This window comes from Amycolatopsis tolypomycina (assembly GCF_900105945.1).
GTDB lineage: Bacteria > Actinomycetota > Actinomycetes > Mycobacteriales > Pseudonocardiaceae > Amycolatopsis > Amycolatopsis tolypomycina.
Map to the genome: position 1 here is coordinate 83,042 of NZ_FNSO01000001.1, position 23,911 is coordinate 106,952.

Annotated in this window: 23 protein-coding genes; 17 read left to right on the forward strand and 6 right to left on the reverse strand. The window is 72.2% G+C overall.

Translation table 11 applies throughout. From position 1 onward, the window contains the following. Positions 1-168: 168 nt before the first annotated feature. A complete protein-coding gene (locus tag BLW76_RS00490) occupies positions 169-807 on the reverse strand; it encodes a helix-turn-helix domain-containing protein (protein ID WP_091303836.1) in 639 nt (212 codons plus the stop codon). A 67-nt stretch (positions 808-874) separates the two neighbouring features. Between BLW76_RS00490 and BLW76_RS00495 the strand changes: the two genes are divergently transcribed. The 12 genes from BLW76_RS00495 (at position 875) to BLW76_RS00550 (ending at position 12,746) form a co-directional block, all read left to right on the forward strand. After that, positions 875-1,738, forward strand: coding sequence for an aldo/keto reductase (locus BLW76_RS00495; protein WP_091303838.1), 864 nt, complete (start codon positions 875-877; stop codon positions 1,736-1,738). 145 nt (positions 1,739-1,883) lie between these two features. Further along, positions 1,884-3,125, forward strand: coding sequence for a sensor histidine kinase (locus tag BLW76_RS00500; RefSeq protein WP_167384411.1), 1,242 nt, complete (start codon positions 1,884-1,886; stop codon positions 3,123-3,125). Further along, positions 3,122-3,811: a response regulator transcription factor gene (locus BLW76_RS00505; RefSeq protein ID WP_091303839.1), complete on the forward strand. Its 690-nt coding sequence runs from the start codon at positions 3,122-3,124 to the stop codon at positions 3,809-3,811. Before BLW76_RS00500 ends, BLW76_RS00505 begins: the two co-directional genes overlap by 4 nt. Before the next feature lie 137 nt (positions 3,812-3,948). Next, a complete protein-coding gene (locus BLW76_RS00510; protein ID WP_091303841.1) occupies positions 3,949-4,932 on the forward strand; it encodes a Ppx/GppA family phosphatase in 984 nt (327 codons plus the stop codon). Positions 4,933-5,089: 157 nt separating this feature from the next. Then, complete coding sequence (locus tag BLW76_RS00515) at positions 5,090-6,832, forward strand: hypothetical protein (RefSeq protein ID WP_208613179.1); 1,743 nt, start codon at positions 5,090-5,092, stop codon at positions 6,830-6,832. 62 nt (positions 6,833-6,894) lie between these two features. Then, the gene (locus BLW76_RS00520) at positions 6,895-7,707 is read left to right on the forward strand and encodes a sugar phosphate isomerase/epimerase family protein (RefSeq protein ID WP_208613180.1); all 813 of its coding nucleotides are present in this window, start codon (positions 6,895-6,897) and stop codon (positions 7,705-7,707) included. A 133-nt stretch (positions 7,708-7,840) separates the two neighbouring features. Further along, positions 7,841-8,659 carry a thioesterase family protein gene (locus tag BLW76_RS00525; RefSeq protein ID WP_091303843.1) on the forward strand — a complete coding sequence of 273 codons (819 nt, stop codon included), beginning with the start codon at positions 7,841-7,843 and terminating at the stop codon, positions 8,657-8,659. A 29-nt stretch (positions 8,660-8,688) separates the two neighbouring features. After that, the gene (gene proC / locus BLW76_RS00530; RefSeq protein ID WP_091303844.1) at positions 8,689-9,498 is read left to right on the forward strand and encodes a pyrroline-5-carboxylate reductase; all 810 of its coding nucleotides are present in this window, start codon (positions 8,689-8,691) and stop codon (positions 9,496-9,498) included. Positions 9,499-9,854: 356 nt separating this feature from the next. Further along, positions 9,855-10,070, forward strand: a complete 216-nt coding sequence (locus BLW76_RS00535; RefSeq protein ID WP_013222402.1) for a helix-turn-helix domain-containing protein — start codon at positions 9,855-9,857, stop codon at positions 10,068-10,070. Positions 10,071-10,235: 165 nt separating this feature from the next. Then, complete coding sequence (locus BLW76_RS00540; RefSeq protein ID WP_007030867.1) at positions 10,236-10,337, forward strand: 30S ribosomal protein bS22; 102 nt, start codon at positions 10,236-10,238, stop codon at positions 10,335-10,337. A gap of 256 nt (positions 10,338-10,593) precedes the next feature. Continuing rightward, the gene (locus BLW76_RS00545) at positions 10,594-11,637 is read left to right on the forward strand and encodes an NAD-dependent epimerase/dehydratase family protein (protein ID WP_091303845.1); all 1,044 of its coding nucleotides are present in this window, start codon (positions 10,594-10,596) and stop codon (positions 11,635-11,637) included. Between the two features lie 77 nt (positions 11,638-11,714). Further along, entirely contained in the window at positions 11,715-12,746 is a 1,032-nt protein-coding gene (locus BLW76_RS00550) for a lysophospholipid acyltransferase family protein (protein WP_091303846.1), read from the forward strand. 35 nt (positions 12,747-12,781) lie between these two features. Here the strand turns inward: BLW76_RS00550 and BLW76_RS00555 are convergent, their stop codons facing one another. The 4 genes from BLW76_RS00555 to BLW76_RS00575 form a co-directional block, all read right to left on the reverse strand. Beyond that, positions 12,782-13,723: a CPBP family intramembrane glutamic endopeptidase gene (locus BLW76_RS00555; protein WP_091303847.1), complete on the reverse strand. Its 942-nt coding sequence runs from the start codon at positions 13,721-13,723 to the stop codon at positions 12,782-12,784. A gap of 335 nt (positions 13,724-14,058) precedes the next feature. Next, positions 14,059-14,946: an HAD family hydrolase gene (locus BLW76_RS00565; protein ID WP_229902778.1), complete on the reverse strand. Its 888-nt coding sequence runs from the start codon at positions 14,944-14,946 to the stop codon at positions 14,059-14,061. A gap of 74 nt (positions 14,947-15,020) precedes the next feature. Beyond that, positions 15,021-16,091, reverse strand: a complete 1,071-nt coding sequence (locus BLW76_RS00570) for a DUF5667 domain-containing protein (RefSeq protein WP_091303850.1) — start codon at positions 16,089-16,091, stop codon at positions 15,021-15,023. 115 nt (positions 16,092-16,206) lie between these two features. Then, positions 16,207-16,899 carry a sigma-70 family RNA polymerase sigma factor gene (locus tag BLW76_RS00575; RefSeq protein WP_091303852.1) on the reverse strand — a complete coding sequence of 231 codons (693 nt, stop codon included), beginning with the start codon at positions 16,897-16,899 and terminating at the stop codon, positions 16,207-16,209. A 314-nt stretch (positions 16,900-17,213) separates the two neighbouring features. On the opposite strand from BLW76_RS00575, the gene BLW76_RS00580 reads away from it, so the two are divergent. The 5 genes from BLW76_RS00580 to BLW76_RS00600 all read left to right on the forward strand — a co-directional run bounded on the left by BLW76_RS00580 (position 17,214) and on the right by BLW76_RS00600 (position 22,606). Beyond that, on the forward strand, positions 17,214-18,725 hold the full coding sequence (locus BLW76_RS00580; RefSeq protein ID WP_091303854.1) for an AMP-binding protein: 1,512 nt from the start codon (positions 17,214-17,216) through the stop codon (positions 18,723-18,725). Positions 18,726-18,735: 10 nt separating this feature from the next. Continuing rightward, the gene (locus tag BLW76_RS00585) at positions 18,736-18,972 is read left to right on the forward strand and encodes a glutaredoxin family protein (protein WP_091303856.1); all 237 of its coding nucleotides are present in this window, start codon (positions 18,736-18,738) and stop codon (positions 18,970-18,972) included. Between the two features lie 154 nt (positions 18,973-19,126). Continuing rightward, a complete protein-coding gene (locus tag BLW76_RS00590) occupies positions 19,127-20,695 on the forward strand; it encodes a molybdopterin-dependent oxidoreductase (protein ID WP_091303858.1) in 1,569 nt (522 codons plus the stop codon). A gap of 62 nt (positions 20,696-20,757) precedes the next feature. Then, the gene (locus BLW76_RS00595; RefSeq protein ID WP_091303859.1) at positions 20,758-21,366 is read left to right on the forward strand and encodes a fasciclin domain-containing protein; all 609 of its coding nucleotides are present in this window, start codon (positions 20,758-20,760) and stop codon (positions 21,364-21,366) included. Between the two features lie 325 nt (positions 21,367-21,691). Then, positions 21,692-22,606 carry a redox-sensing transcriptional repressor Rex gene (locus tag BLW76_RS00600; protein ID WP_091303860.1) on the forward strand — a complete coding sequence of 305 codons (915 nt, stop codon included), beginning with the start codon at positions 21,692-21,694 and terminating at the stop codon, positions 22,604-22,606. A gap of 82 nt (positions 22,607-22,688) precedes the next feature. Here the strand turns inward: BLW76_RS00600 and BLW76_RS00605 are convergent, their stop codons facing one another. After that, a complete protein-coding gene (locus BLW76_RS00605; RefSeq protein ID WP_091303863.1) occupies positions 22,689-23,900 on the reverse strand; it encodes an IS110 family RNA-guided transposase in 1,212 nt (403 codons plus the stop codon). Between the last annotated feature and the right edge of the window lie 11 nt (positions 23,901-23,911).

A 23,911-nucleotide genomic window follows, 5' to 3' on the forward strand; every position in this document is an offset into this window, starting at 1 on the left:
GGTTCGTTGGCGAGGTGGCGGGGCGATGCGCCCCAATGTGGCGTTCGGTGCGTCTGACGCACCCAATGTGGCGTTCGGTGCGTCTGACGCAACCAACGCCACATTGGGGCGCTTGGGACGCACGGCTTCGGTCACGCCGGACAGCGAACGACTTGCGACGCGCGGCAGCTAGAGGAGGCCGGCCTCGCGGGCGCGGGCCCCGGCCTGGAACCGCGAAGACGCGCCGAGCAGCTCCATCAGCTCGGCCACCCGGCGCCGGTAGGTCCGCAGGCTGACGCCGAGGACCCGGGCCGCCGTCTCGTCCTTGCAGCCGGACGCCAGCTGCTCCAGGATCTCGCGCGCGCCCAGCTCGGTGAACCGGGCCTGGTAGGCCTCGAGGTCGGTGGCGCCGTGCCAGGCCGCCTCGAACAGCGACTGAATCCCCTGGACCAGGGCCGGGCTGCTGATCACGGTGTAGCCGCGCACCCCGCCGACGCGGTCGCCTGCCACGATCGCGATCCGCCGGTCGAGCAGGATCGTCTCGTTGATCTCGCGCTCGGTGATCCGGATGCCCGCGCCGTTGTCCGCCATCCGCCGCAGGTGCCCGGCGAGCGCGGGGTCGAGCAGCACCCCCGGTTGGTACACCTTGCGGATCGTCATCCCGCGCACCGACTGCTCCCGCTCGGGCGCTGCCGGGTGCGCCACCGACCACGTGTGCAGGTCACGGGCGGCGCAGGAAATCTCCGTCGCGACCTCGAAGAGGTGCGCCGTCCGCTCGAACAGCTCCGCCTCGCCGCGCACCATGACGACGTCAGTCACCTTCTCCACGCGTTCCAGTGTGGCAGCAAGATGCCAAACCCGGTGGTCACGCGGGCCCCGCCGGAAGGCTGGAGCCATGACCACGAACACCACCGCTCCCGCCGCCGCGGCGGGCACCTGGCAGCTCGGCTCCTTCGAAGTCAACCGGCTCGGGTTCGGCGCCATGCGCCTGATGTCCACTTCGGACGGCGGCATCCGCGCCCGCGAGACGTCGCTCGCCGTCCTGCGCCGCGCCGTCGAGCTGGGCGTGAACCACTTCGACACGGCCGCCTTCTACTTCGCCGGGCCGCGCTCGGCCAACGAGCTGCTCAACACCGCGCTGGCGCCCTACGACGACCTGGTCATCACCACCAAGATCGGCCCGGGACGCGACTACGAAGGCAACTTCTACACCGCACGGCCGGACCAGCTGCGCGCCCAGGTCGAGGAAAACCTGCGCGAGCTGGGCCTCGACCACCTCGACGTCGTCAACTACCGGATCGGGCAGAGCCTCGACCGCGGCACCGGCTCGCTCGCCGAGGGCTTCGGCGTGCTCGCCGAACTGCGCGAAGCCGGGCTGATCCGCGAGCTGGGCATCTCCAACGTCGGCCCGGAACACCTCACCGAGGCCCTCGCGATCGCGCCGGTCGTCTGCGTCCAGAACCAGTACGGCCTCACCGCCCGCCGCGAGGACGACGAGCTCGTCCGGCTGTGCGCCGAGCGCAGGATCGCCTTCGTGCCGTTCTTCGCCGTCGCGAGCGGAACCGGCGAGGACACGCGGGTCGCCGAGGTCGCGCGCCGCCACGACGTCACCGCGGCGCAGGTGCGGCTCGCGTGGACCCTCCACCAGGGACCGAACGTCCTCGCCATCCCCGGCACCGGCGACGTCGGGCACCTCGAGCAGAACGTCGCCGCGGCGGCGCTGAAGCTGACCGACGAAGATCTGGCGGCCCTCGGGTGATTTCGCCGGAATGTCTCGCCGGGGAATCGATCGGGTGAACGCCGCCTGAAGCCCCGGCGAACATGTCCTCCGCAGGTGTCGCGGTGCTCACGACAAGGCGGACAACGCTAGGCCGAAGGGCCACTTCTCAGCTTACGATCGGCCCGTGACCACGCCTGTTTCACTCGCACTGGCCATCGGCGCACTGGTGGCCGGTGCGGTGGTCGGCTACTTCCTGGCGCGGGCGCGCACCCGCCGGGAAGAGGCCCGGCCGCCGGGCCCGACCGTCGCCGAGCTCCTCGAACGGCTGGTCCGCTCCTCGAACAACGGCATCGTCGTGCTCAACCGGTTCGGCGACATGGTGCTGCACAACCCGCGCGCCTACGAGCTGGGCCTGGTCAAGGTCAACCAGGCCGACCCGCGGGCCCGCAAGGCCGCCGAGCAGGTCGCCGAGACCGACGAGCCGCTCGAGATCGACCTCTCGCCGCTCGAGGCGCGCGGCCGCCAGCCGGAAGCGGTCCTCGGCCAGGTCCGGCCGCTCGGCGACGGCTTCACCGTCGTCGAGGCCGTCGACCACTCCGAGGCCATCCGGCTGGAGGCCGTGCGCCGCGACTTCGTCGCCAACGTCAGCCACGAGCTCAAGACCCCGGTCGGGGCGATCGCGCTGCTCACCGAGGCCGTCCTCGACGCCGCCGAGGACGTCGAGGAGGTCCGCCGTTTCGGCGGCAAGATCCTGCGCGAGTCGACCCGGCTCGGCCAGCTCGTCACCGAGCTGATCGCGCTGTCGCGGCTCCAGGGCGCCGAACGGCTGCCCGACCTCAACGTCGTCGAGGTCGACGCGGTCGTCCGCGAGGCGCTCGGCCGCACGACGCTCTCGGCCGAGTCCGCGGACATCAGCGTCACCTCCGACAACCCCAGTGGCCTGCTCGTCGAGGGCGACCGGACGCTGCTGGTCACCGCGCTGTCGAACCTGCTGGAGAACGCCGTCGCGTACTCGCCGGCCGGCAGCCCGGTCTCCATCAGCAGGCGGCTGGCCGACGGGATGGTCGAGATCGCCGTCACCGACCGCGGCATCGGCATCGCCGAGGACGAGCAGCAGCGCGTGTTCGAGCGCTTCTACCGCGCCGACAAGGCCCGCTCGCGCGCCACCGGCGGCACCGGCCTCGGTCTGGCGATCGTCAAGCACGTCGCGGCCAACCACGGCGGCTCGGTCGGGCTGTGGAGCCGTCCCGGCACCGGTTCGACGTTCACCCTGCGCATCCCCGCGCACGTCAGCCCGGACCCGGCCCCCGAGCCGGCGCGGGCCGCCAAGACCTCGCCGGCACCGCGGCAGGAGAAGACCCCCGAGCGCACCCCGAGGCTCGTGGTTACCGGGCAGGACAGCCCAGATCATGGAGGAAACCTGTGACCAGGGTTCTCATCGTCGAGGACGAGGAGTCGTTCGCCGACCCCCTCGCCTTCCTGCTGCGCAAGGAAGGGTTCACCGCGGCCGTCGCCGGGACGGGCCAGGCCGCGCTGGAGGAGTTCGACCGCAACGGCGCCGACATCGTGCTGCTCGACCTGATGCTGCCCGGGATGAGCGGCACCGACGTCTGCAAGCAGCTGCGCCAGCGCTCGGCCGTGCCGGTCATCATGGTGACCGCCCGCGACAGCGAGATCGACAAGGTCGTGGGCCTGGAGCTGGGCGCGGACGACTACGTGACGAAGCCGTACTCGGCGCGCGAGCTGATCGCCCGGGTGCGGGCGGTGCTGCGCCGCGGCGGCGAGCCGGGTTCCGACGGCGAGCTGGCCCCGCTGGTGCTTTCGGCGGGCCCGGTCCGGATGGACGTCGAGCGCCACGTGGTGACGGTGGACGGCGCCGAGGTGTCGCTGCCGCTGAAGGAGTTCGACCTGCTGGAGTACCTGCTGCGCAACGTCGGCCGGGTGCTGACGCGCGGGCAGCTGATCGACCGGGTGTGGGGCGCGGACTACGTGGGCGACACGAAGACGCTCGACGTCCACGTGAAGCGGCTGCGCTCGAAGATCGAGCCGGACCCGGGCTCGCCGCGGCACCTCGTCACGGTGCGCGGGCTGGGCTACAAGTTCGAGACGTAAGCCCGCCACTTTCACGTGAAAGTGCCCCCTGGGTGGCCGCGCCGGGGCACTTTCACGTGAAAGTGCCCCGTGGCCGGAGCGAGTGTTGTTGGTTACATGTTCGAGACCTGACGCTGGGGCCGGTACCCTGGACCCCCGTGCGCCTAGGGGTACTCGACGTCGGTTCCAACACCGTCCACCTGCTCGTGGTCGACGCCCACCGTGGCGCCCACCCGACGCCGATGCATTCCGAAAAGTCCGTGCTGCGGCTGGCCGAGCAGATCACCCCCGGTGGCGAGCTCGCCAAGGCCGGCGCCGACGAGCTGGTGACCGCCGTCGAATCGGCCAAGGAGTCCGCCGCGCGGCTGGGCTGCGAAGAGCTGATGGCCTTCGCCACCTCCGCGGTCCGCGAAGCGAAGAACTCCGCCAAGGTCCTGGCCAGGGTGGCCGAGAAAACCGGCGTCGAGCTGCAGGTCCTTTCGGGCACCGACGAAGCGAGGCTCACGTTCCTCGCCGTCCGGCGCTGGTACGGCTGGTCGGCCGGGCAGCTGCTGGTGCTCGACATCGGCGGCGGCTCGCTCGAGGTCGCGATGGGCCGCGACGAGGAGCCCGTCCTGGCCGAATCCCTGCCCCTCGGCGCCGGGCGCACCACGCGCACCCGGTTCAGGCACGACCCGCCGACGCGCTCCGAGCTCGTCGCGACGTCCGCGTGGCTGGACGACCAGCTCACCGACCTCACGCGCAAGGTCACCAAATGGGGTGAACCCGATCGGGTCGTGGCGACGTCGAAGACGTTCCGCTCGCTGGCCCGGCTGACCGGCGCCGCCCCCTCGGCCGCGGGGCCGCGCGTGCGACGTACCCTCACCGACACCGCATTGCGCCAGCTCCTGGCCTTCGTCTCGCGGATGCCTTCGGCCGATCTCGCGCAGCTCGAAGGCGTCAGTTCGAGCCGGGCGCACCAGCTGGTGGCGGGCGCGCTCGTCGCGCAGGCCACGATGCGGGCGCTCGGGGTGCCGGAACTCGAGATCTGCCCGTGGGCTCTGCGAGAGGGTGTCATCCTGCGGCGGCTGGACCATTCGAACGGCGCGGATGAGACTGGAGCCGCTCTCGTCGGGCGCTTCGGCGCACAGGAGGACCGGTGAAAGCACGCGGCTGGACTTCCCGGACGGATAACGGGCACGGTGGAGAGGTGACGGACATGCAGAGGTCGGTGTACAGCGCGCGCGGCGCCGCCGGTGTGCCGTCAGGTACCGCTTCGCCGAGTGCCGAGAACCCAGAGCGCGCAGGGGATCACCAGGTATGACGGACCAGACCGGAGGCGACCAGCCGCAGAAGACCGTGGCTGAGCTGCTCGCCCAGCACGGTGCCCAGGTCGACGGCGGCCGCCGTCGTCGTCGGCGTGCCGCCGATGACGACGACGAACCCGGCACCCCCGAAGCCCCGGCGGCCCCGCCCGGCGCGACCGGTTCGCACCGGCGACCCGGCGTGAGCGACACCGGCCCGCAGGCGATCATCGACCGGGTGGCGTCGGAAGGCGCGCCGCCGCCCGCCCCGCAGGCCCGGCCCGCCGGGCGCCGCCGCGCCGAACCGCAGTCCCCGCCGCCGCCCGCGCCCCGCGCGGTCCCGCCGGACTCCCGGCCGGTGCCGCCGCCCCCGGCGCGGCCCGCCCCCGGTGGCGCGGAGTCCGGCCAGTACGCCCGCCCGGTCCCGCAGGACTCCGGCCAGTTCGCCCGGCCGCCGCAGGAATCGGGCCAGTTCGCGCGCCCGGCTCCGCCCGAGCCGGTGCCGCCGCGGCCGCAGGATTCCGACCGGCTGCCGGTGCCCCCGCGGCCGCAGGACTCCGACCGGCTGCCGGTGCCCCCGCGCGCCGCGCCGCGGCGCCAGCCCCCGCCGTCGCAGCAGCTGCCGGTGCCGCCGCAGCCGTCGCAACAGCTGCCCGTGCCGCCGCAGCCGTCCCAGCAGCTGCCGACCCCGCCGTCGCCGGCCGCCGAGGAGACCCGCGGCGCCGTGCCGCCGGTCCGGCGCCGTCCCGGCCCGCCGCAGCCGTCGCAGCAGCTGCCGGTGCCGCCGCAGCCGTCCCAGCAGCTGCCGACGCCCCCGCCGCCCGGCGGACCGCTGTCGGCCCGGCTCGACGGCCTCAACGGCACCCCGGACGCCGACATCGACGTGCCGCCCGGCCCGATGGCCAGCGGGTCGTTCGCGACGCCGCCCGCCGCGCCCGGCCGCCCGCGCCGCGCCCCGGCGCGTCGTCCGGAGCCGAAGCGCGAGGACCACACCGAGCAGTTCTCCGCCGTCGGCGACGAAGACCCGCTGGTACCGCCGGTGCCGCCGAAGGGCAAGAAGCCCGAGCCGCCGGAGCCGTCTTCGCCCGCGGGGCTCGCGAACTGGCGCAAGCGGCGGCAGAAGGAGCAGATGGAGGACACCGAGATCGGCGTCATGCCGGCGGTGCCCACCGACGCCCCGGACGACGGCTACCCCGAGGACGACTTCGAGCCCGACGGCTTCGCCCCGGAAAGCAGCGGCTACCAGGCCGCCTACGACGCGGGGCCGCCGACCGGCGCGTACCCGCCGCCGATGCCGTTCGCGCCCGGCGACCGGGCCTCGCGCGCGCCGATCCCGGACGACCTCGAGCCCTACGAGCGCGAGTTCGCCGACGGCTACCCGCCGGACGGCCCGGACTTCGAGCAGGACGACTACGGCTACGAGCAGGGCGAAGGCTACGAAGACGACGAGTACGACGACGCGCCGGAGCCGGCCGCGGAGCCGGAACCCGCGGCTTCGCCCGGCAAGCAGTGGCTGGCACTGGCGGGTCAGCTGGCGATGGGTGTCGTCGGCGGGGCCGCCGTCTGGCTCGGCTTCAACTGGCTGTGGGTGAACATCCCGGCCGCCGCCCTGGTCGCCGCGCTGCTGGTGGTCGTCGCGCTGGTCTGGATCGTGCGGAAGATCCGCCGCGCCGAAGACCTGCAGACGACGGTGCTCGCGGTGCTGGTGGGCCTGGTGGTGACCGTGTCGCCCGCCGCGTTGCTGCTGGTCGGCCGCTGAGGCGGTGACCCGCGTCGCCTTGGCGGCCCGGCGGCGTCGCCCACGCGCGGTGACGAGGCAGGATGGCGCCCGTGACAGACGAGCAGCCGGTCCCCGTCGGACTCAGCACGGCGTCCGTGTGGCCCCTCAAGGCGGGGACGGCCTTCGAGCTGGCCGCCGAGCTCGGCTACGACGGCGTCGAGGTGATGGTCTGGGCCGACCCGGTCAGCCAGGACGTCACCGCGCTGCGGCGGCTGTCGCGCCGCACCGGCGTGCCCGTGCTGTCGGTGCACTCGCCGTCGCTGCTGATCACCCAGCGGATCTGGTCGCCGGATCCGGTGGTGCGGCTGCGGATGTCCGTCGACGCCGCGCTCGAGCTCGGCGCGCGCACGGTGGTGGTGCACCCGCCGTTCCGCTGGCAGCGCCGGTACGGCGACTCGTTCGGCGATCTGGTCGCCGAACTGGAGGACTCGAGCGGGATCGAAATCGCCGTCGAAAACATGTTCAAGGTCCGGCCACCGGGTGGTTCGAAGAATTCGCGGGTCTCCGCGTTCCGGCCGTCGATCGATCCGACGGACGTCGGGTTCCGGCACTACACGCTCGACCTGTCCCACACAGCGGCAGCCGGCATGGACGCGCTGGCGCTGGCGCAGCGGATGGGGGACGGCCTCGCGCACGTCCACCTGGCGGACGGCACCGGCCTCCCGAAGGACGAACACCTGGTACCCGGCCGCGGCGGCCAGCCGTGCGCCGAACTGCTCGAGAAGCTGGTCAGCAACGGTTTTTCCGGCCAGATCGTGCTGGAGATCAACACCCGGCACGCCGTCACGGCCGCCCAGCGCGTCCGCGACCTGGCCGAGGCGTTGTTGTTCGCCCGGTTCCACCTCGGGCAATAACCGCACCCGGTATAGCTACTCCCGAGTGCATTTCCGCCGGTACAACCCGTAAAGTTCGGACCGTGAACCCGTCGCTCTCGTTGCTCGTCACCTATCCGGATTCCCGAAATGGCGCGGACCGTTCGTGAGCGCAATGGACGGCACCGCCGTGTCCTTCGACACGGCGAGTGCGGCGCGGTCGCTGGGGGACGGCACCTTCACCGCGGTGCTGCGTGCGGAATGGGCCATCGGCTCCCACCCGCACGGGGGTTTCCTGCTCGCCCTGCTGGCCAGGGCGGCGATCGCCGCCCTGCACGAGCGCGGTGAGCCGCACGCGGAGCCGCTGGTCGTCAGCGCGGAGTTCCTGCACGCGCCCGCGCTCGGCCCGGTGCTGCTGCGCACGGACGTCCGCAAGGTCGGCCGCCGCGCGACGGTGGTCGAGGTCCGCCTGGAGCAGCGTGGCCGCAGCTGCGTCGAAGCCAGGGTGACCACGGGCCGGCTGCCGATGCGCCGCCCGGAGTGGACGGACGTGCCGTCGATGCCTGCCGAGCCGCCACCGGGCGCGCTGGCGATGGCGGAGAGCACGGAGGGGCCGTTCAACCTGGCCAAGGGGTGCGAAGTCCGCCTCGACCCGGCGACGGCGGGCTACCTGGCCGGCCGCACGGGCGAGCCACCCCGGATGCGGCTGTGGGTCCGGCCCCGGCACAGCCTGGTGGACCCGTACTTTTCGCTGCTGGCGTCGGACGTGAACCCGCCGGTCGTGATGAACCTGGGCCGGATCGGCTGGGCGCCGACCGTGCAGCTGACGGCGTTGCTGCGGACGAGGCCGGCGCCGGGCTGGCTGCGCGTGGTGGTGGAGTCTCGGTCGGTGCACGAGTCCTGGTTCGATTCGGACGCGACGGTGGTGGACGCCCAGGGGCGGCTCGTGTGCCAGGCCCGGCAGCTGGGCCTGGCCCCCGCCCCGGGCGGCTGAGCCCCGGCGGGGTTTGGCACGCTTGGCCCATGACGGTCATCGCGGTGCTGGGTGCGGGCAAGATCGGCGAGGCGTTGCTCTCGGGGCTGCTGCACGGCGGCCACGAAGCCGGCGACCTCCTCTTCACCGAGCGGTACCCGGCGCGCGTCGAGGAGCTCACCAGCCGCTACGGCATCCGCGGCGTCGAGGTCGAGGAAGCCGCCAAGCGGGCCGACATCCTGGTCGTCGCCGTGAAGCCGCAGGACATCGAGCCCGTGCTCGACGAGCTCGCGCCGCTGCTCGGGGCGTCGTCGCTGGTCGTGTCGCTGTGTGCCGGGCTGCCGACTTCGCTGTACGAGCGGCGGCTGGCCGAAGGCGTGCCGGTCGTGCGGGTCATGCCGAACACGCCGATGCTGGTCAACGAGGCCATGAGCGCCATCTCCGCCGGCCGGTACGCGACCGCCGAGCACCTCGCCGTCGTGCGCGACCTGCTCTCGCACGTCGGGCAGGTCGTCGAGGTGCCCGAGAGCCAGCAGGACGCCGTGACGGCGCTGTCGGGGTCTGGGCCTGCGTACTTTTTCTACCTGGTCGAGGCCATGATCGACGCCGGGATCCTGCTGGGCCTGCCCCGGGCACTGGCCGGCCAGCTGATCATCCAGTCGGCCGTCGGCGCGGCGAAGATGCTCGCCGAATCCGACGAGCACCCGGTGCTGCTGCGCGAGGCCGTGACATCACCGGCCGGGACGACCATCAACGCCATCCGCGAGCTGGAGAAGCACGGGGTGCGGGCCGCCCTGCTGGCCGCCATCGAGGCGGCGAAGGACCGGTCGGTGGAGCTCGGCAAGGCGCACGAGGGCTGACGCGGCGGGCGGTTCGCTCGCTCGTGTGCCGCGCGCGCCGCGGGTCCGGGCTCGCGCCGGAGCAGCTCGGCTGGCTGGTCGGCCTGGTCCGCGGGTGGGCCGTAGTCGAGGAGTTGCCATCGAGGCGGCGAAGGACCGGTCGGTGAAGCTCGGCAAGGCCCGATTTCGCCGGAAAGGGCGATTGCCCCGGTCTTGCACGCGCGGGTGCTTGTGCGTTAGCGCAGGTAGGAGCCCATCTCGGTGACAGGCGTCGCATTAGTCCCACCAGTCCCGCTACTCTCGATAGAGCACGTGCGTGTCGATACCACAGGTGGGGAAGCCTCGTGGCGCGACACGTGTCGAAGGACGCGGTAAACATGTCGCCGAACAAGAAGGAGGATTTGCCCGCTGTCGGGCAGGTCCAGTTCCTGACGGTCGCCGAAGTGGCCACGCTGATGCGGGTCTCCAAGATGACCGTCTACCGTCTCGTGCACTCGGGTGAGCTGCCCGCCGTCAGGGTCGGGAAGTCCTTCCGGGTGCCGGAGAAAGCAGTGCACGAGTACCTCCAGGGTGCCTATTACGACGTAGGCTGACCGGCCGCCGGGCACGCCGTGGCCAGCGGCGCGCAGCGCTACGACGTGCCCGCCGACCGGCCCGCCACGCGTAACGGGTAACCTGGAAAACCGCTCGTGCCTGTGCGCTCCACCCGTTGGACGCTGCGCCGGGCAGCGTGACCGACGTCGACCTAAGGAGCGCCCATGGGCTCTGTGATCAAGAAGCGCCGCAAGCGCATGTCGAAGAAGAAGCACCGCAAGCTGCTTCGCCGTACGCGCGTCCAGCGTCGTAAGGCCGGCAAGTAAGCCTGCTGAGCGTGACCGTGGCCCGTCCAGTCTCTGGACGGGCCACGTCCATTTGGTGGGCACGTGCCGCCCGTTCGAGTGAGGCGTTCGTCGCTTTCCGGGGAAACCGGTGTTAATAGCACGTGAGACGGCCCGGAGCTACCACTGAAGAGCGGTAACATCTCAAGGGCGTCCGCGCGATGCTTCCAGTGAGTGCAGGTTCGCGCGCCTCGGGTGACCGTCCACCCCCCACTTGCCCCACGCCGCAGGGAGTCGCATGCCGTCGAACATCGTGCTCGTCACCGGGGTCGCCGGCGAACTGGGCGGGAAACTGCTCGCCCGGCTGGGCAACAACCCCGACTTCGAACGGGTCATCGGTGTCGACACCGTCCCGCCCGACAAGGCGGTCCTGCAGCGCATGGGGCACGCGGAGTTCGTCCGCGCGGATATCAGGAACCCGTTGATAGCCAAGGTGATCAGCACGGCCAAGGTGGACACGGTGGTGCACGCGTCCGTCACCGCGCACCCCGCCGGGCCAGGCCGTCGCACGGCGATCAAGGAAGTCAACGTCATCGGCACCATGCGGCTGCTCGCCGCCTGCCAGCGCTCGCCGCAGGTCCGGAAGCTGGTGGTCAAGTCGACGGCGGCCGTCTACGGCGCCGGCGCCCGCTCGCAGGCGGTGTTCACCGAGGACTCCGAGCTCATCCCGACGTCGACCAGCGGGTACGCGAAGGACGCCGTCGAGATGGAGGGGTACGTGCGCGGCCTGGTGCGCCGCCGCCCGGACATCACGACCACGCTGTTCCGCTTCGCCAACATCATCGGCCCGGAAACCGACACAGTGCTGGCGCGCTACTTCGCGCTGCCGGTGGTGCCGACGGTCTTCGGCTACGACGCCCGCATCCAGCTGCTGCACTCCGCGGACGCGCTGTCCGTGCTGGAACGGGCGACCCTGCACGACAAGCCCGGCGTGTTCAACGTCGGCGCGGAGGGGGTACTCACCCTCTCGCAGGCGATCCGGCGAGCCGGCCGGGTCGAGCTGCCGATGCCGCGGAGTGTGGTGCCGTCGGTCGGCAAGGTTCTGCGCGGCGCCCGCGTCGTGGACTTCTCCGCCGACCAGGTCCGGTTGCTGAACTTCGGCCGGGTCGTCGACATCACCAAGCTGAAGCAGGAGTTCGGGTACACCCCGCGGTGGACCACGCGCGAGGCGTTCGACGACTACATCGTGGGACGCGGGCTCCGTCCGGTGCTCGACGGCGGCAAGCTGGCCGGACTGGCCGGCAAGGTGCTCGTCGCCGCGGCGACGGGGCAGAGCCGATGAAGGGCTTTTCGGGGGTCCGGGTGGCGGAGCCCCCGGCCCGGAGCGAAGCTCCGATTGTTACAGGCAGGCCACACGACTTGGACGACTTCGGAAGCGAGGCGGGAACGGTGGGCGGTGCCGAGGCGCAGGTCATCCCCCTGCACGGACCGGGCCGGGAGAAGCCGGAAGCCGTGGAGGCCGAGCGCGACCTCCGGGAACAGGAGCAGGCGCCGGTCGTTGCCTTCCCCGGCGGCGTCGAGCGGCCTTCCCCGGCGGCGCCCCGGCCGGAAGAGTCGCTTTCGGACGCCGCGCGTTCGGCGCTCGGCTTCCTCCGCGACCGGCTGACCGGCGACTACACGGTCGACGAGTTCGGCTTCGACGCCGAGCTGACCGAGGCGGTGTTCCTCCCGCCGCTGCGCGCGCTGTACAAGAAGTGGTTCCGCGTCGACACCTACGGCGTCGAAAACCTCCCGGAGACCGGCGGTGCGCTGCTGGTGTCCAACCACTCGGGCACGATCCCGCTCGACTCCCTGATGACGGCGGTGGCGGTCCACGACGAGACCGGCGGCCGCCACCTGCGCGGCCTCGGCGCCGACCTGGTGTTCCAGGTGCCGCTGGTGGGGTCGTTCGCCCGCAAGTCCGGCCAGACGCTGGCCTGCCACGCCGACGCCGAGCGCCTGCTGCGCAAGGGCGAGCTGGTCGGGGTGTGGCCGGAGGGCTTCAAGGGCGTCGGCAAGCCGTTCGCCTCCCGCTACAAGCTGCAGCGCTTCGGCCGCGGCGGCTTCGTGTCGGCCGCGCTGAAGGCGGGCGTGCCGATCATCCCGGTGTCGGTGATCGGCGCCGAGGAGATCTACCCGAAGCTCGGCGACATCAAGGTGCTGGCGCGGATGCTCGGCCTGCCGTACTTCCCGGTGACGCCGTTCTTCCCGATGTTCGGCCTGCTGGGCGCGGTCCCGCTGCCGACGAAGTGGAGCATCGAGTTCGGCGCGCCGATCGCGACGGACGCCTACGGCCCGGACGCGGTCGACGACCCGATGCTGGTGTTCCAGCTGACCGACCAGGTGCGCGAGTCGATCCAGCAGACGCTGTACCAGCGGCTTTCGCAGCGGAAGTCCGTCTTCCGCGGCTGAGCCCCGCCGCCGGGCTCAGCCGCCCAGCTGCGGGGTCAGCCGGCCAGTTCGCGGGTTTTCGGCCGGTAGCCCAGCCGTCCCCGGGTCGCGACGAGCAGCACCAGCGCCACCGCCGTCGAGGCGAGCAGGAACGCGTGCGTCGTGTCACGGACCGTCAGCGACGGGAACATCTCCGCCCAGGCGATGGAGAAGAAGTTGTTGACGCTGACGTGCAGCAACATCGCCAGCGGCAGGCTCTGGCCGGTGCGGTTGAACACCCAGGTCATGATGATGCTGAAGGTGACGCAGGTGGCGACGAACTCGAGCACCGTCAGCCAGGTGACGTCCGGCCAGCCACCCCACTCGCTGAAGAACAGCGGCAGGTGCCACACGCCCCAGAGCGGGCCGAGGATCAGCGTGCCGCCGAGCGGCCCGTAGCGCTGCTGGAGGCGGGGGAGGGCGAAGTCCCGCCAGCCGGGTTCTTCCGCGAGCCCGGTCGTGACCATCTGCAGCACCAGGCCCGGCAGGTAGGCCACCAGCGTCGCCACGGCCGGGACGACCGGGTTCTGCTCGGACAGCGCCATCGTGGTGAGGGTGAGCAGGGCGGGCACGCTGAGCACGACGCCGACGTACCAGAGCCAGCTGACCCGCCACCTGAACAGCCGCCCGGCCCAGCGGCGCAGGCCGGTGCGCCCGTCGGCGATCGCGGTGACCAGGAACGCGGCGCCGATCGGGCCGAGGTAGGCGCCCGGCAGGACGCCGGCGAACTGCGCGGTGCCGAGCAGTTCGGGGAACCGGAAGTGCAGGACGCCCAGTCCGTTCTCCGAGAGGATGTACGGCGTCCACGCCACCCAGCTCAGCAGGTTGGCCAGGAGGAAGAAGCACGTCAGCGGGCGTCTGCGGATGCTGTCCCGCAGCCCGCCCCCGCCGCCGGTCCGTTCTTCGATGTCCACTCGGGTCGCCACCGCACTGCCCTTCGCCGAAGCTGCTTTTCCCATGGGAAAAGCACACCAGCCGGCGGCGGTCGGGTCATTCCCGCGCGCACCCGAAACGGGGTAGTGCAGGCGCTACCGGCGGACGCCGCACTCACCGGCCGAGCCCGGCTCAAGTCTCAAGCGCCCCAATGTGGCATTGGGTGCGTTGGGTGCACCGAATGTGGCGTTGGGTGCGCTGGACGCACCGAATGTGGCGTTGGGTGCGCTGGACGCACCGAATGTGGCGTTGGGTGCGCTGGACGCACCGAATGTGGCGTTCGGTGCGCTGGACGCACCGAATGTGGCGTTCGGTGCGCTGGACGCACCCAACGCCACATTGGGGCGTGTTCGGCCCGGGCTCAGCGGCGGCGGTAGGCCATCCCGGCCGCCACGGCGCCGGCCAGTGCCCCGGCGCCCAGCACCGACGGCACGCCGATCTTCGCCGCCTTGCGGCCCGTGCGGAAGTCGCGGATCTCCCAGCCGCGGGCCCGGGCCACGTCCCGGAGGCCGCCGTCCGGGTTCACCGCCACCGCCGTGCCGACCACCGACAGCATCGGGATGTCGTTCGCCGAGTCCGAGTACGCCGTGCAGCGCTTGAGGTTCAGGCCCTCGCGGGAGGCCAGCGCCCGCACCGCGTGTGCCTTCGCCCGGCCGTGCAGCAGGTCGCCCACCAGGCGGCCCGTGTACACGCCGTCCCGGGTTTCGGCCACCGTGCCCAGGGCACCCGTGAGACCGAGCCGCCGCGAAATGATCGCCGCCAGCTCGATCGGCGTGGCCGTCACCAGCCAGACCCGCTGGCCCGCGTCCAGGTGCATCTGGGCGAGCGCGCGCGTGCCGGACCAGATCTTGTCCGCCATCAGCTCGTCGTAGATCTCTTCGCTGATCGACGTCAGCTCCGCCACCGTGCGGCCGGCCACAAAGGACAGTGCGCGCTCGCGGTGGGTCTTGATGTCCTCTTTGTTCTCGCGGCCACCGAGCCGGAACTTGATCTGGCCCCACACGAAGCCCGCCAGGTCGGACGACGTGAAGAACTTGCGCGCCGCCAGGCCGCGGGCGAAGTAGAAGATCGACGCGCCCATCATCATCGTGTTGTCGACGTCGAAGAAGGCGGCCGCGGTCAGGTCCGGGGGCGCGGGCGGGGCCGGCGGTTCGGACAGGGCGTGCGCGGCCTCGGCCGACGCCTCGCCCGCCAGCTCGGCGAGCCGTTCGAGCTCCTGACTCTTGTCCTTGCCACGCCAAGCTGACACGTACACCGCCTCCACGTCTCCTTCGCACAGCGTAGCGAGCCGCCCACCGTGTCGTCGCAGGTGTGGGCCGGACCTCAGCCGATGACGATCGGCGGCAGGCCCGGCAGCAGGGGCGGGACCGAGATCAGCGGCGGCTGGGACGTCGTCGTGGTCGGCGACGGCGGCCGGGACGACGTCGCCGGCCCGCCATACACCGGGGGTGGCGTCACCCCGCCGGTCGGTGCCGGGATGCCCGGGGTCGCCGCGGCGTCCGACGGCGGCAGCTGCGTGCCCGTCGCCGTCGGGGACGTGCCCTCCGCCGACGAGGGCGAGACCGGCGCCGTCGTCGGCTGGCCGCCTGCGGCCGGGGCGGGCCGCTGCGTGCACGCGCCGGTCGCCGGGAGCGGGCCCAGCTCGTCGGACGCGCCCGTGGTGATCTGGTAGCAGTTCATCCGCGCCACCAGCCCGGTCGTGCGCTCCTGGACCTTGCCCAGCAGGTCACGGACGTCGCCGAACACCGGCGCCGCGTCGGCCGGGAGCGGCTGCGCGGTCAGCCGCGCCGCCTGGTTGCGCGCCCACAGCCGCAGGTCCGACAGCGCCTGCGTGCCGCCGCCGTCGCTGGTCGCGACGGCGGACAGCTGGGCGACGCCGGCCTGCAGGTCGGCGGCGAAGTCGTCGTACGCCGTCCGGTAGTCGGCCTCGCTCCCGCCTTCGGCGGCCAGTTCGCCCAGCTCGGTGATCCGGTTGGTGGCGAACTCGAGGTGCTTGTGCGCCTTCTCCTGCTCGCCGAACGTCAGGCCCAGCGCCGTCGACTCGCCGGCTCGTTTGACGCCGTACAGCGGGTCACCGGGCAACGCGCTGCGCGAGAGCACCAGCGTCAGCCCCGACAGCACCAGGAAGAGGAACAGCGCGGCGGCCACCAGGTCGGCGGTCCGCGGCCGCCACCTCCGACGTGGGGTGGTGGCCGCCGCCGTCTCCAGGCGGCCCGCGATCTCCGCGCGGATCCGCTGCCGGGTCTCCAGGTCCGGGGCACCGGCCGCGCCGAGGTCGCGCAGGGCGCCGACGAGGGCGAGCTCGTCGGCGAACTCGTCGTCCCGGCGTACCGGCGACGGCTCCAGGGCACGCGCGAACCGCTCGATCTCGGCTCGCTCACGCGCAAACCTCACGGCGCTGCTCTCTCCATCCGGGCCTCGGCCGGCCTGACACCGGTCCATGTGGGGTAACGATCCGGAGGCCGCCAGGGTTACCGGTTTCGGTCGACGAACGGAAAAGTTCGCGGGTTCAGCGCAATCCGGTGGGCAGAAGTTGTGCCAATCGGCGTACCGCGCGGTGCTGGAGCGCCTTGATGGCGCCTTCGTTGCGGTTCATGATCTCGGCCGTCTCGGCCACCGACAGGCCCTGCAGGAACCGCAGGACGATGCATTCCCGCTGGTCGTCGCCCAGTTCCGCGACGCAGCGCAGGAGCTCCGCGCGGGTGGCGCGGCTGATCGCCTCCTGCTCGGGGCCGGCCTGGGCGGCCGCGCCGACGCTGAACGGCGCCGAACCGGGCTCGGTGACCTCGTCGGTGACCACCTCGAGCTTGAACCGGCTCGACTTCACGTGGTCGAGCACGAGGTTGCGGGCGATGGTGACGAACCAGGCCCCGACGTCACGGCCCTGGTAGCTCACCGACGTGATGCGGCGCAGCGCGCGCAGGAACGTCTCGCTGGTGACGTCCTCGGCGAGGTCGCGGTCGCCGAGGCGGAACAGCACGTACCGGTAGACGACGTCGACGTAGCGGTCGTAGAGCCGGCCGAACGCGGACGAGTCGCCGTCCTGCGCGGCCCGCACCAGGTCCCAGGCCTCGGCCTTCGCCGCCTCGGCGCGCTCGTCGTCGGCCGCCTGCCTGCTCAGCGGCACAGCGGACGTCCGGCCGAAGACGCGCTCGGCGAACATGAAGACGGGCCCACGGCTCACGGCGGTCGGCACGGTCATCGGGCGGCACCTCCGGCGGTGGCTTCGACCCAGCGGGCCTGGGAACCCCCGGAATCCGGACGAGCAGGGGCCGGCCGGCTCGCATGCCCCACGACCTCGTGGGCAGGCAAGTTCCTCACGGCGACTCCCTCTCTCCGGTCGCTCCGGTGATCATCGACACCGGCGCGACGCAGTGCAGCATACGTGTAGTTACCGCTAAGTAGGTAGTGGTTCCGGGGTTGCGCAGACGCGACGCTCGCGGTCAGCACCCATGACGTCGCTTCAGATGACAGACTTGCAACGGTTCACGCCGAGCGAGGAGAGGTGGTTCGCGGGTGAGTGCTCCAGAGGGGACGCAGCCGGGGGTCGGCGGGCTGCTCACACGGGCCGCGGCGACGTGGCCGGAGCACCCGGCCGTGCTCGAAACCGGCACCGGACGCGGCCTGACGTACCGCGAGGCCGACGCGGCCGCCCAGGCCCTGGCCCGCCGGCTGGTGGCCGCCGGCGTCGGCCCCGGCGACCGGGTCGCGCTGCGGCTGCCGACGTCGGTGGACTTCGTGGTCGCCTTCTTCGGCGCGCTGCGGGCGGGTGCCGTCGTCGTGCCGCTGTCACCGCAGGTGCCCGGGCCCGAGCTCGAGAAGCTGCTCGCCCACAGCGGCGCGAAGGTCGTCGTCCAGCGCGACGCCGAGGACGACCTCCCGGACGGCGTGAGCGTTGTCACGTCCGGGGGTGACCCGGACGGAGGAGGCGAGCCCGCCGACGCCGGCCGGTCCGGGGAGGACATCGCGGTCATTTCGTACACGTCCGGCACCACCGGGCCGCCGCGCGGGGTGATGCTGTCGCACCGCGCGCTGCTGGCGAACCTGGAGCAGATCAGCGCGCTCGAAGGCGCCCTCGAGCAGGACGACCGCGTGCTGATCACCATCCCGCTCTTCCACGTCTACGGCCTCGGCCCCGGCCTGCTGCAGGCCACCGCGGTCGGCGCGACCGCCGTGCTCTCGGAGCGCTTCGAAGCCCAGCGCACGCTGGACGACTGCGCCGAGCACCGCGTCACCTCGATCACCGGCGTCCCGACGATGTACGGCGAGTTCGCCGCGTTCGGCGCCGACGAGCTCCGCCGCGGCCTGGCCACCGTGCGGCGGATGACGTCGGGCGCCGCGCCGCTGCACCCGAAGGTGCTCACCGCCATCCGCGAGGCCACCGGCCTCGACGTCTACGAGGGCTACGGCCTCACCGAATGCGCGCCGGTGGTGACGTCCACGCTGGTCACCGGCTACCCGAAGCCGGGCTCGGTCGGGCGGCCGCTGCCCGGGATCGAGCTGCGGCTGGTGGACAGCGACGGCACCGACCAGGCCGTGCCGCTCGACCCGGACGACGTCGACGACGTCTTCGAGGCCGAGGGCGAGACCGGGCTGGTGTCGATCCGCGGCGCCAACCTGTTCTCCGGCTACTGGCCCGACGGCGACCACGGGCCGGACGACGAGGGCTGGTTCCGCACCGGCGACGTCGGCTACCTCGACACCGACGGCGACCTGCACCTGGTCGACCGGGCCAACGACCTGATCATCGTCAACGGCTTCAACGTCTTCCCGCGCGAGGTGGAGGAGGTCATCGGGCAGCTGGCCGAGGTGGCCGAGGCCGCGGTCGTCGGCGTCGTCGACGAGCGCAGCGGCGAGGCGGTCAAGGCCGTCGTCGTGCCCGCGGCCGGGGCCTCGCTGTCCGAGCAGCAGGTGGTCGACCACTGCGCGGCCCACCTGGCCGGGTACAAGGTGCCGCACCTGGTCGAGTTCGCCGAGTCGCTGCCGCATTCGGCGACCGGCAAGCTGCGCCGGGTCCGGTTGCGGTAGTACTGACGGCATGGCGCACGAAGTGACGGTGATGGGCCGGGACGGCTGCCACCTCTGCGAGGTCGCGGAGGCGGAGGTCGCGCGGATCTGCGGCGAGCTCGGCGTCGCCTGGACGGCCGAGGACGTCGACACCGACCCGGAGTGGCGGGCGGAGTACGGCGACCGCGTGCCGGTGATCCTGGTCGACGGCGCCGAGCACGGGTACTGGCGCGTCGAGGAGGACAGGCTGCGGCGCGCGCTGTCCTGATCCGGCGCCCGCAATGTCATGAAAGGGTCGTTCATGACGTCGGACGCCATGAACGACCCTTTCATGGCGTTCGGACCGGGCGCCGCGGCAGCCGTAACACGTCCGTAAGCCGGATCGGGCAGCCGCTTCCCGCGCCCGCTCCGAAGATGGAGGCGTGAGCACTCTGCAGGACGCGCCGCCGCGACAGCTTTCCCTGCCGGTCGCGACGCTGATCGGCCTCCTCGCCCTGGCCGCCGCGCTCGGCGTCGGGCACCTGGTCGCCGGCTTCGTCGGCTACACGGCGTCGCCGTTCATCGCGGTGGCGAACTACGTCATCGACCACAGCCCGACGGTGCTCGTGAAGTGGGCCGAGCGGACGCTGGGCACCTGGGACAAGCCGGTCCTCAAGATCGGGCTCGCGGTGGTGCTGGTGCTGTGCGCGCTGCTGGCCGGGCAGCTGTCGCGCCGGACGCCGCGGGCCGGGCAGGTGCTCGTCTTCGTGCTCGGTGCCGTCGGGGTCGCGGCGGTGTACGTGCGCAGCGACCTGGGCCAGGTCTCCCTGCTCGCGCCGGTCGCCGCCCTGGTCGCCGGCCTGGCCGTGTTCACCTTCCTCCACCGGAGGGCACTTTTACGTGAAAGTGCCCCCTCGGAGGTTTCGGGGGGAGGCTTGGCGGGGGCGTCGCGGCGGAAGTTCCTGCGGGCCGGGGTCGGCGTGGCCGCCGGGTCGGGGATCGCGGCCGTCGTCGGCCAGGTGGCCGGGACCAGCACGAACGCCGAGGACTCGCGGGCCGCCGTCGGGCCGCTCGTGCCCGCGCGCACCGAGCCGCCGCTGCCCGCGGACGCGGACTTCGCGAAGCTCGGGTCGCCGCCGTTCATCACGCCGAACGCGGACTTCTACCGCATCGACACCGCGCTGGTCGTGCCGCAACTGCGCGCCGAGGACTGGAGCCTGAAGATCCACGGGATGGTCGACCGCGAGGTGACCTTCTCCTACGCCGACATCCGCAACCGGCCGCTGGTCGAGCGCCGGGTGACGCTGGCGTGCGTGTCCAACGAGGTCGGCGGGCCGCTGATCTCGAACGCGGCCTGGCTCGGCGTCGACCTCGCCGACCTGCTCGACGAAGCAGGGGTGCAGCCGGGTGCGGAGCAGATGTTCGCCACCAGCGTCGACGGCTGGACGTGCGGCACCCCGGCGGCCGTCGCCCTCGACCGGACCCGCGGCGCGATGCTGGCGATCGGGATGAACGGCGAACCGCTGCCGGTCGAGCACGGCTTCCCGGCGCGGATCGTCATCCCCGGTCTCTACGGCTACGTGTCGGCGACGAAGTGGGTCGAGTCGCTGGAGTTCGCGAAGTGGGACGCCCGGCAGGCGTACTGGCTGAGCCGCGGGTGGGCGGAGCAGGCGCCGATCAAGACCGAGTCGCGGATCGACACGCCGAGCGGGTTCGCGGGTGTCACCGCGGGCAAGGTCCGGCTGGCCGGCACGGCGTGGGCGCAGCACATCGGGATCGCGAAGGTCGAGGTCCGGCTGGACCAGGGGGAGTGGCGGGAGGCCACGCTGTCGGCCGAGGTGAGCAAGGACACCTGGCGGATGTGGTGGATCGAGCTCGACGTGCCGAAGGGCACGCACCAGGCGTCGGTCCGGGCGACCGACCAGGGCGGCTACACGCAGACGGAGAACCGCGCCGACCCGGCCCCGGACGGCGCCACCGGCTGGCACTCGGTGACCCTCGACGCCCGCTGAGCCCGTCGCCCGATGTGGTGAGTGCGGATGAGGCGGGCGAAAACCCCGGCGAAGATCACCGGATGAGCCCTTTCCGCCGGGTGGTCCCGCTGGCCGCGTCCCTGGCGCTGCTGGCCGGGTGCGACAACGGCATCCACGCCGGCGACGCGACCACCGGACCGGGTGCGACCTCCGTCACGCCGCCCGCCCCGGTGACCACCACCGCGCCCGTCGCCGGCCCGGGCGTCTTCGGGCCCGGCTGTGGCCAGCTTCGCGGCCGCTTGGCGGCCATGGCGGACCTGCCCGTCGTCCGCGCGGCGGCGGCGAGTGCCGTGCTCGGCGAGTGGGTCGAGGCGGTCGAAGCGGCCCACGCCGCCGACCCGCTCGACGGTGCGCGGGCCCTCACCGTCTTCGCGCCGGTGGACGCGGCCTTCGCGGCGGCCGGGCCGTCCGCCCGGCGGGTGTCCGTGCTCGACTACCACGTGCTCGACCAGCGCCTCGACGCCGCGGGCCTGCAGCGCGCGGGCGGCGCGCGAACCCGCGACGGCGGTGGCGGGCCGCTCGCGTTCGACGGCTCCGGCGAGCGCCTTGCCGTCAACGGCGTGCCGGTCCTCTGCGGCAACATCCCGACGAAGAACGCGACCCTGTTCGTGATCGGGCAGGTCCTCACGCCGGGCACCATCCCCGGCTGAAAGCGCGCCGCGATCGGTCCGCCGGTGCCGCTCGTCGGGTCGGGTGGCCCGTTCGCCGCGCCCCCGTGGACCGGCAGTCGATCACCGCCGGACCGCGCCGAAGCGGAAAGTGCCTGGCGGACAAGGATTCTGACGTCGCGTCATGATCCCGCGGCCCGCGGAACCGCCTCCGACCAGTGACTTTGTGCGTGCGTTCACAAGTGGTCTACCGTAGGGCCATCGCCCGGGACGGGCCGGTATCGAACCGGACACCGGGTCCTGGGTCAAGACACAGTTCCGAATGGCGATGGCCGCCAGACGTGCACAGCGGGCAGGAGACGACGGCGTGGTGACACAGCGGGGGAGGCGCGACGCGGCGGACTCCCCGGGCCGGGCGCCCCGGCGGCCCCGCCGTCCGGCAGGCCCGGACGCCGACAACGCCCCCACCGCCGAGATGCCCGCGGTGCCCGCCGGTGAGCCGGGCCGCAACGGGGATGCCCCCGAGGCCGTCCGGGCGAAGTCCATCCCCGAGGCCGCCGTCGCGCGGCTCGCCGTCTACCTGCGCGTGCTGTCCGGGATGTCCGAACAGGGCGCGACGACCGTGTCCAGCGAAGAGCTGTCGCAGGCGGCCGGCGTCAATTCCGCGAAATTGCGCAAAGACCTCTCCTATCTGGGCTCCTACGGCACCCGCGGCGTCGGCTACGAGGTCGGCGTCCTGGTCAGCCAGATCGAGCGCATCCTGGGCCTGACCCGCCAGCACAAGGTGGCCGTGGTCGGCATCGGGAACCTGGGCCACGCGCTGGCCAACTACGGCGGCTTCCCGGGGCGCGGCTTCCCGGTCGAAGCCCTGTTCGACCTGGACGCGGACCTGATCGGGGTGCCGGTCGGCGGCCTCCCGGTCTCGCACATGGACGACATCCCGCGCATCTGCGCCGAGCGCGGCATCTCCATCGGCGTCATCGCCACCCCGCCCACCGCGGCGCAGTCGGTGTGTGACCGGCTGGTCGCGGGCGGTGTCCAGTGCATCCTCAACTTTGCTCCCGTCGTGCTGCAGGTTCCTGCTCACATCGAGGTCCGCAAAGTGGATTTGGCCGTGGAGCTGCAGATACTCTCGTTCCATGTGGCCCGCCGAGCGGACGACGCCGCCGGTAATCAGGGCAATTCCGGGTTACCGGGTGGGGTTCTCCAGGCCGAGAATGGGAACGGCAGGCGGAACGGCTCGGGTCCGGACGGCGGACGGGAAATGGTGGTGCGCTCATGAGCGAGCTTGCGAGTGAATCAAACAACACAGCGCTCGCCGCTCAGGCCACGCCGAGCGTTAGCGAGGTGTGCGCATGAGTTTCCTAAGTCAACCCTTCCACTGTGTTGATCTTGGTGGTGGTGTGGTGGATGGCAGGGTCGTAGCAGGTTCTGTCGCGCCAGCAGGCCCAGATGACGCGCAGCCAGGCGCGGGCCAGGATCCGCACCGCGTGGGGGTGGCGTTTGCCTCGGGAACGCGCGTTGTTGTAGATCGTGGCGGCCCAGTCGCTGTCGTGCCGGCTGTTGTCGGCGAAGGTCATCAGGGCTTGCCGGGCTCGGCGGTTGACCGCGTGCCGGAAGTTGACCTGGCGGTGTTTCCCGGATTCCTTGGTGACCGGTGCCGCACCGGTCTCGGCGGCCAGTTGCGCGCAGCCGTTGGCGCGTTCGAGCATGGGGCCGATCTCACCGATGACTTGACCGAGGTTGACGGAGCCGATCCGGGGCAGTCCGGCGATCAGTTCGGCCCAGGGATGCGTCTTGACTGCCTCGGCGATGGCGGCATCCAGTTCGCGGATGGTGACACGCAGGGACCGCACCAGCTGCACTTGGACACCGACCAGCCGGGTGATCACAGTCCGGCCCAGCCGGGAGGCCGCCGCGGGGGCGGTGCGCAGCCGCTCGATCAGCGCACTGCCGGGTCGTTTGCCGGAGTAGCCGTGGCGTTTGCAGAACGCTTCCAGCCGGCCGGCGGTCAAGCGGGCCGCGTCCGCGGGCGTGGGGTAGCGGTCCAGGAAGGCCAGGGCGATGTCACTGTCCAGGCTTGCGAACACGGCTTTCCCGCCGGGCCAGTGCTCATCCAGCAGCGCAGCGAGCTGGTTGACCGCCGCGACGCGCGCTTCGACGTGGTCGGCGCGTTGCCGGGTCAGCGCTTGCAGCTCCAGTGTCTCGGGCAGCGTGGGTGTCAAGGTCCGCAGCTGGTGGCCGTCGGTGCGCAGGTAGTCCGCGAGTTTGAACGAGTCGCCGGGGTCGCTTTTGGCCCGGGCTGCGCCCCAGCGGGGCCGGACGGCGTTGAAGGCGTTGGGGTGTATGGGAATCACGGGGTGCCCAGCAGCCAGCAGCCGGTCCACGACCAGTCCCCGGGTGGTCTCGATCGCTACCGGCAGCCCGGCCGGATCGCCGTGGCGGCGCAGCCTGGCCAGGGTGCCGGCAATTCCGGTTTCGGCGTGGGCCAGCGCCCATCGGTCGGTCCTCGTCCCGGCCTGGTCGATCACGGTCACATCGTGCGAGCCGCTGGCCCAGTCCCATCCCGCGAACACGCGCGCGGTGC

Coding starts and splice junctions, on each gene's coding strand:
- BLW76_RS00595 (WP_091303859.1), top strand. CDS start 20,758: ATGAGCCCTTTCCGCCGGGTGGTCCCGCTGGCCGCGTCCCTGGCGCTG.
- BLW76_RS00520 (WP_208613180.1), top strand. CDS start 6,895: ATGGCGCCCGTGACAGACGAGCAGCCGGTCCCCGTCGGACTCAGCACG.
- BLW76_RS00555 (WP_091303847.1), bottom strand. CDS start 13,723: ATGGGAAAAGCAGCTTCGGCGAAGGGCAGTGCGGTGGCGACCCGAGTG.
- BLW76_RS00585 (WP_091303856.1), top strand. CDS start 18,736: ATGGCGCACGAAGTGACGGTGATGGGCCGGGACGGCTGCCACCTCTGC.
- BLW76_RS00495 (WP_091303838.1), top strand. CDS start 875: ATGACCACGAACACCACCGCTCCCGCCGCCGCGGCGGGCACCTGGCAG.
- BLW76_RS00535 (WP_013222402.1), top strand. CDS start 9,855: ATGTCGCCGAACAAGAAGGAGGATTTGCCCGCTGTCGGGCAGGTCCAG.
- proC (WP_091303844.1), top strand. CDS start 8,689: ATGACGGTCATCGCGGTGCTGGGTGCGGGCAAGATCGGCGAGGCGTTG.
- BLW76_RS00525 (WP_091303843.1), top strand. CDS start 7,841: ATGGACGGCACCGCCGTGTCCTTCGACACGGCGAGTGCGGCGCGGTCG.
- BLW76_RS00515 (WP_208613179.1), top strand. CDS start 5,090: ATGACGGACCAGACCGGAGGCGACCAGCCGCAGAAGACCGTGGCTGAG.
- BLW76_RS00575 (WP_091303852.1), bottom strand. CDS start 16,899: ATGACCGTGCCGACCGCCGTGAGCCGTGGGCCCGTCTTCATGTTCGCC.
- BLW76_RS00540 (WP_007030867.1), top strand. CDS start 10,236: ATGGGCTCTGTGATCAAGAAGCGCCGCAAGCGCATGTCGAAGAAGAAG.
- BLW76_RS00545 (WP_091303845.1), top strand. CDS start 10,594: ATGCCGTCGAACATCGTGCTCGTCACCGGGGTCGCCGGCGAACTGGGC.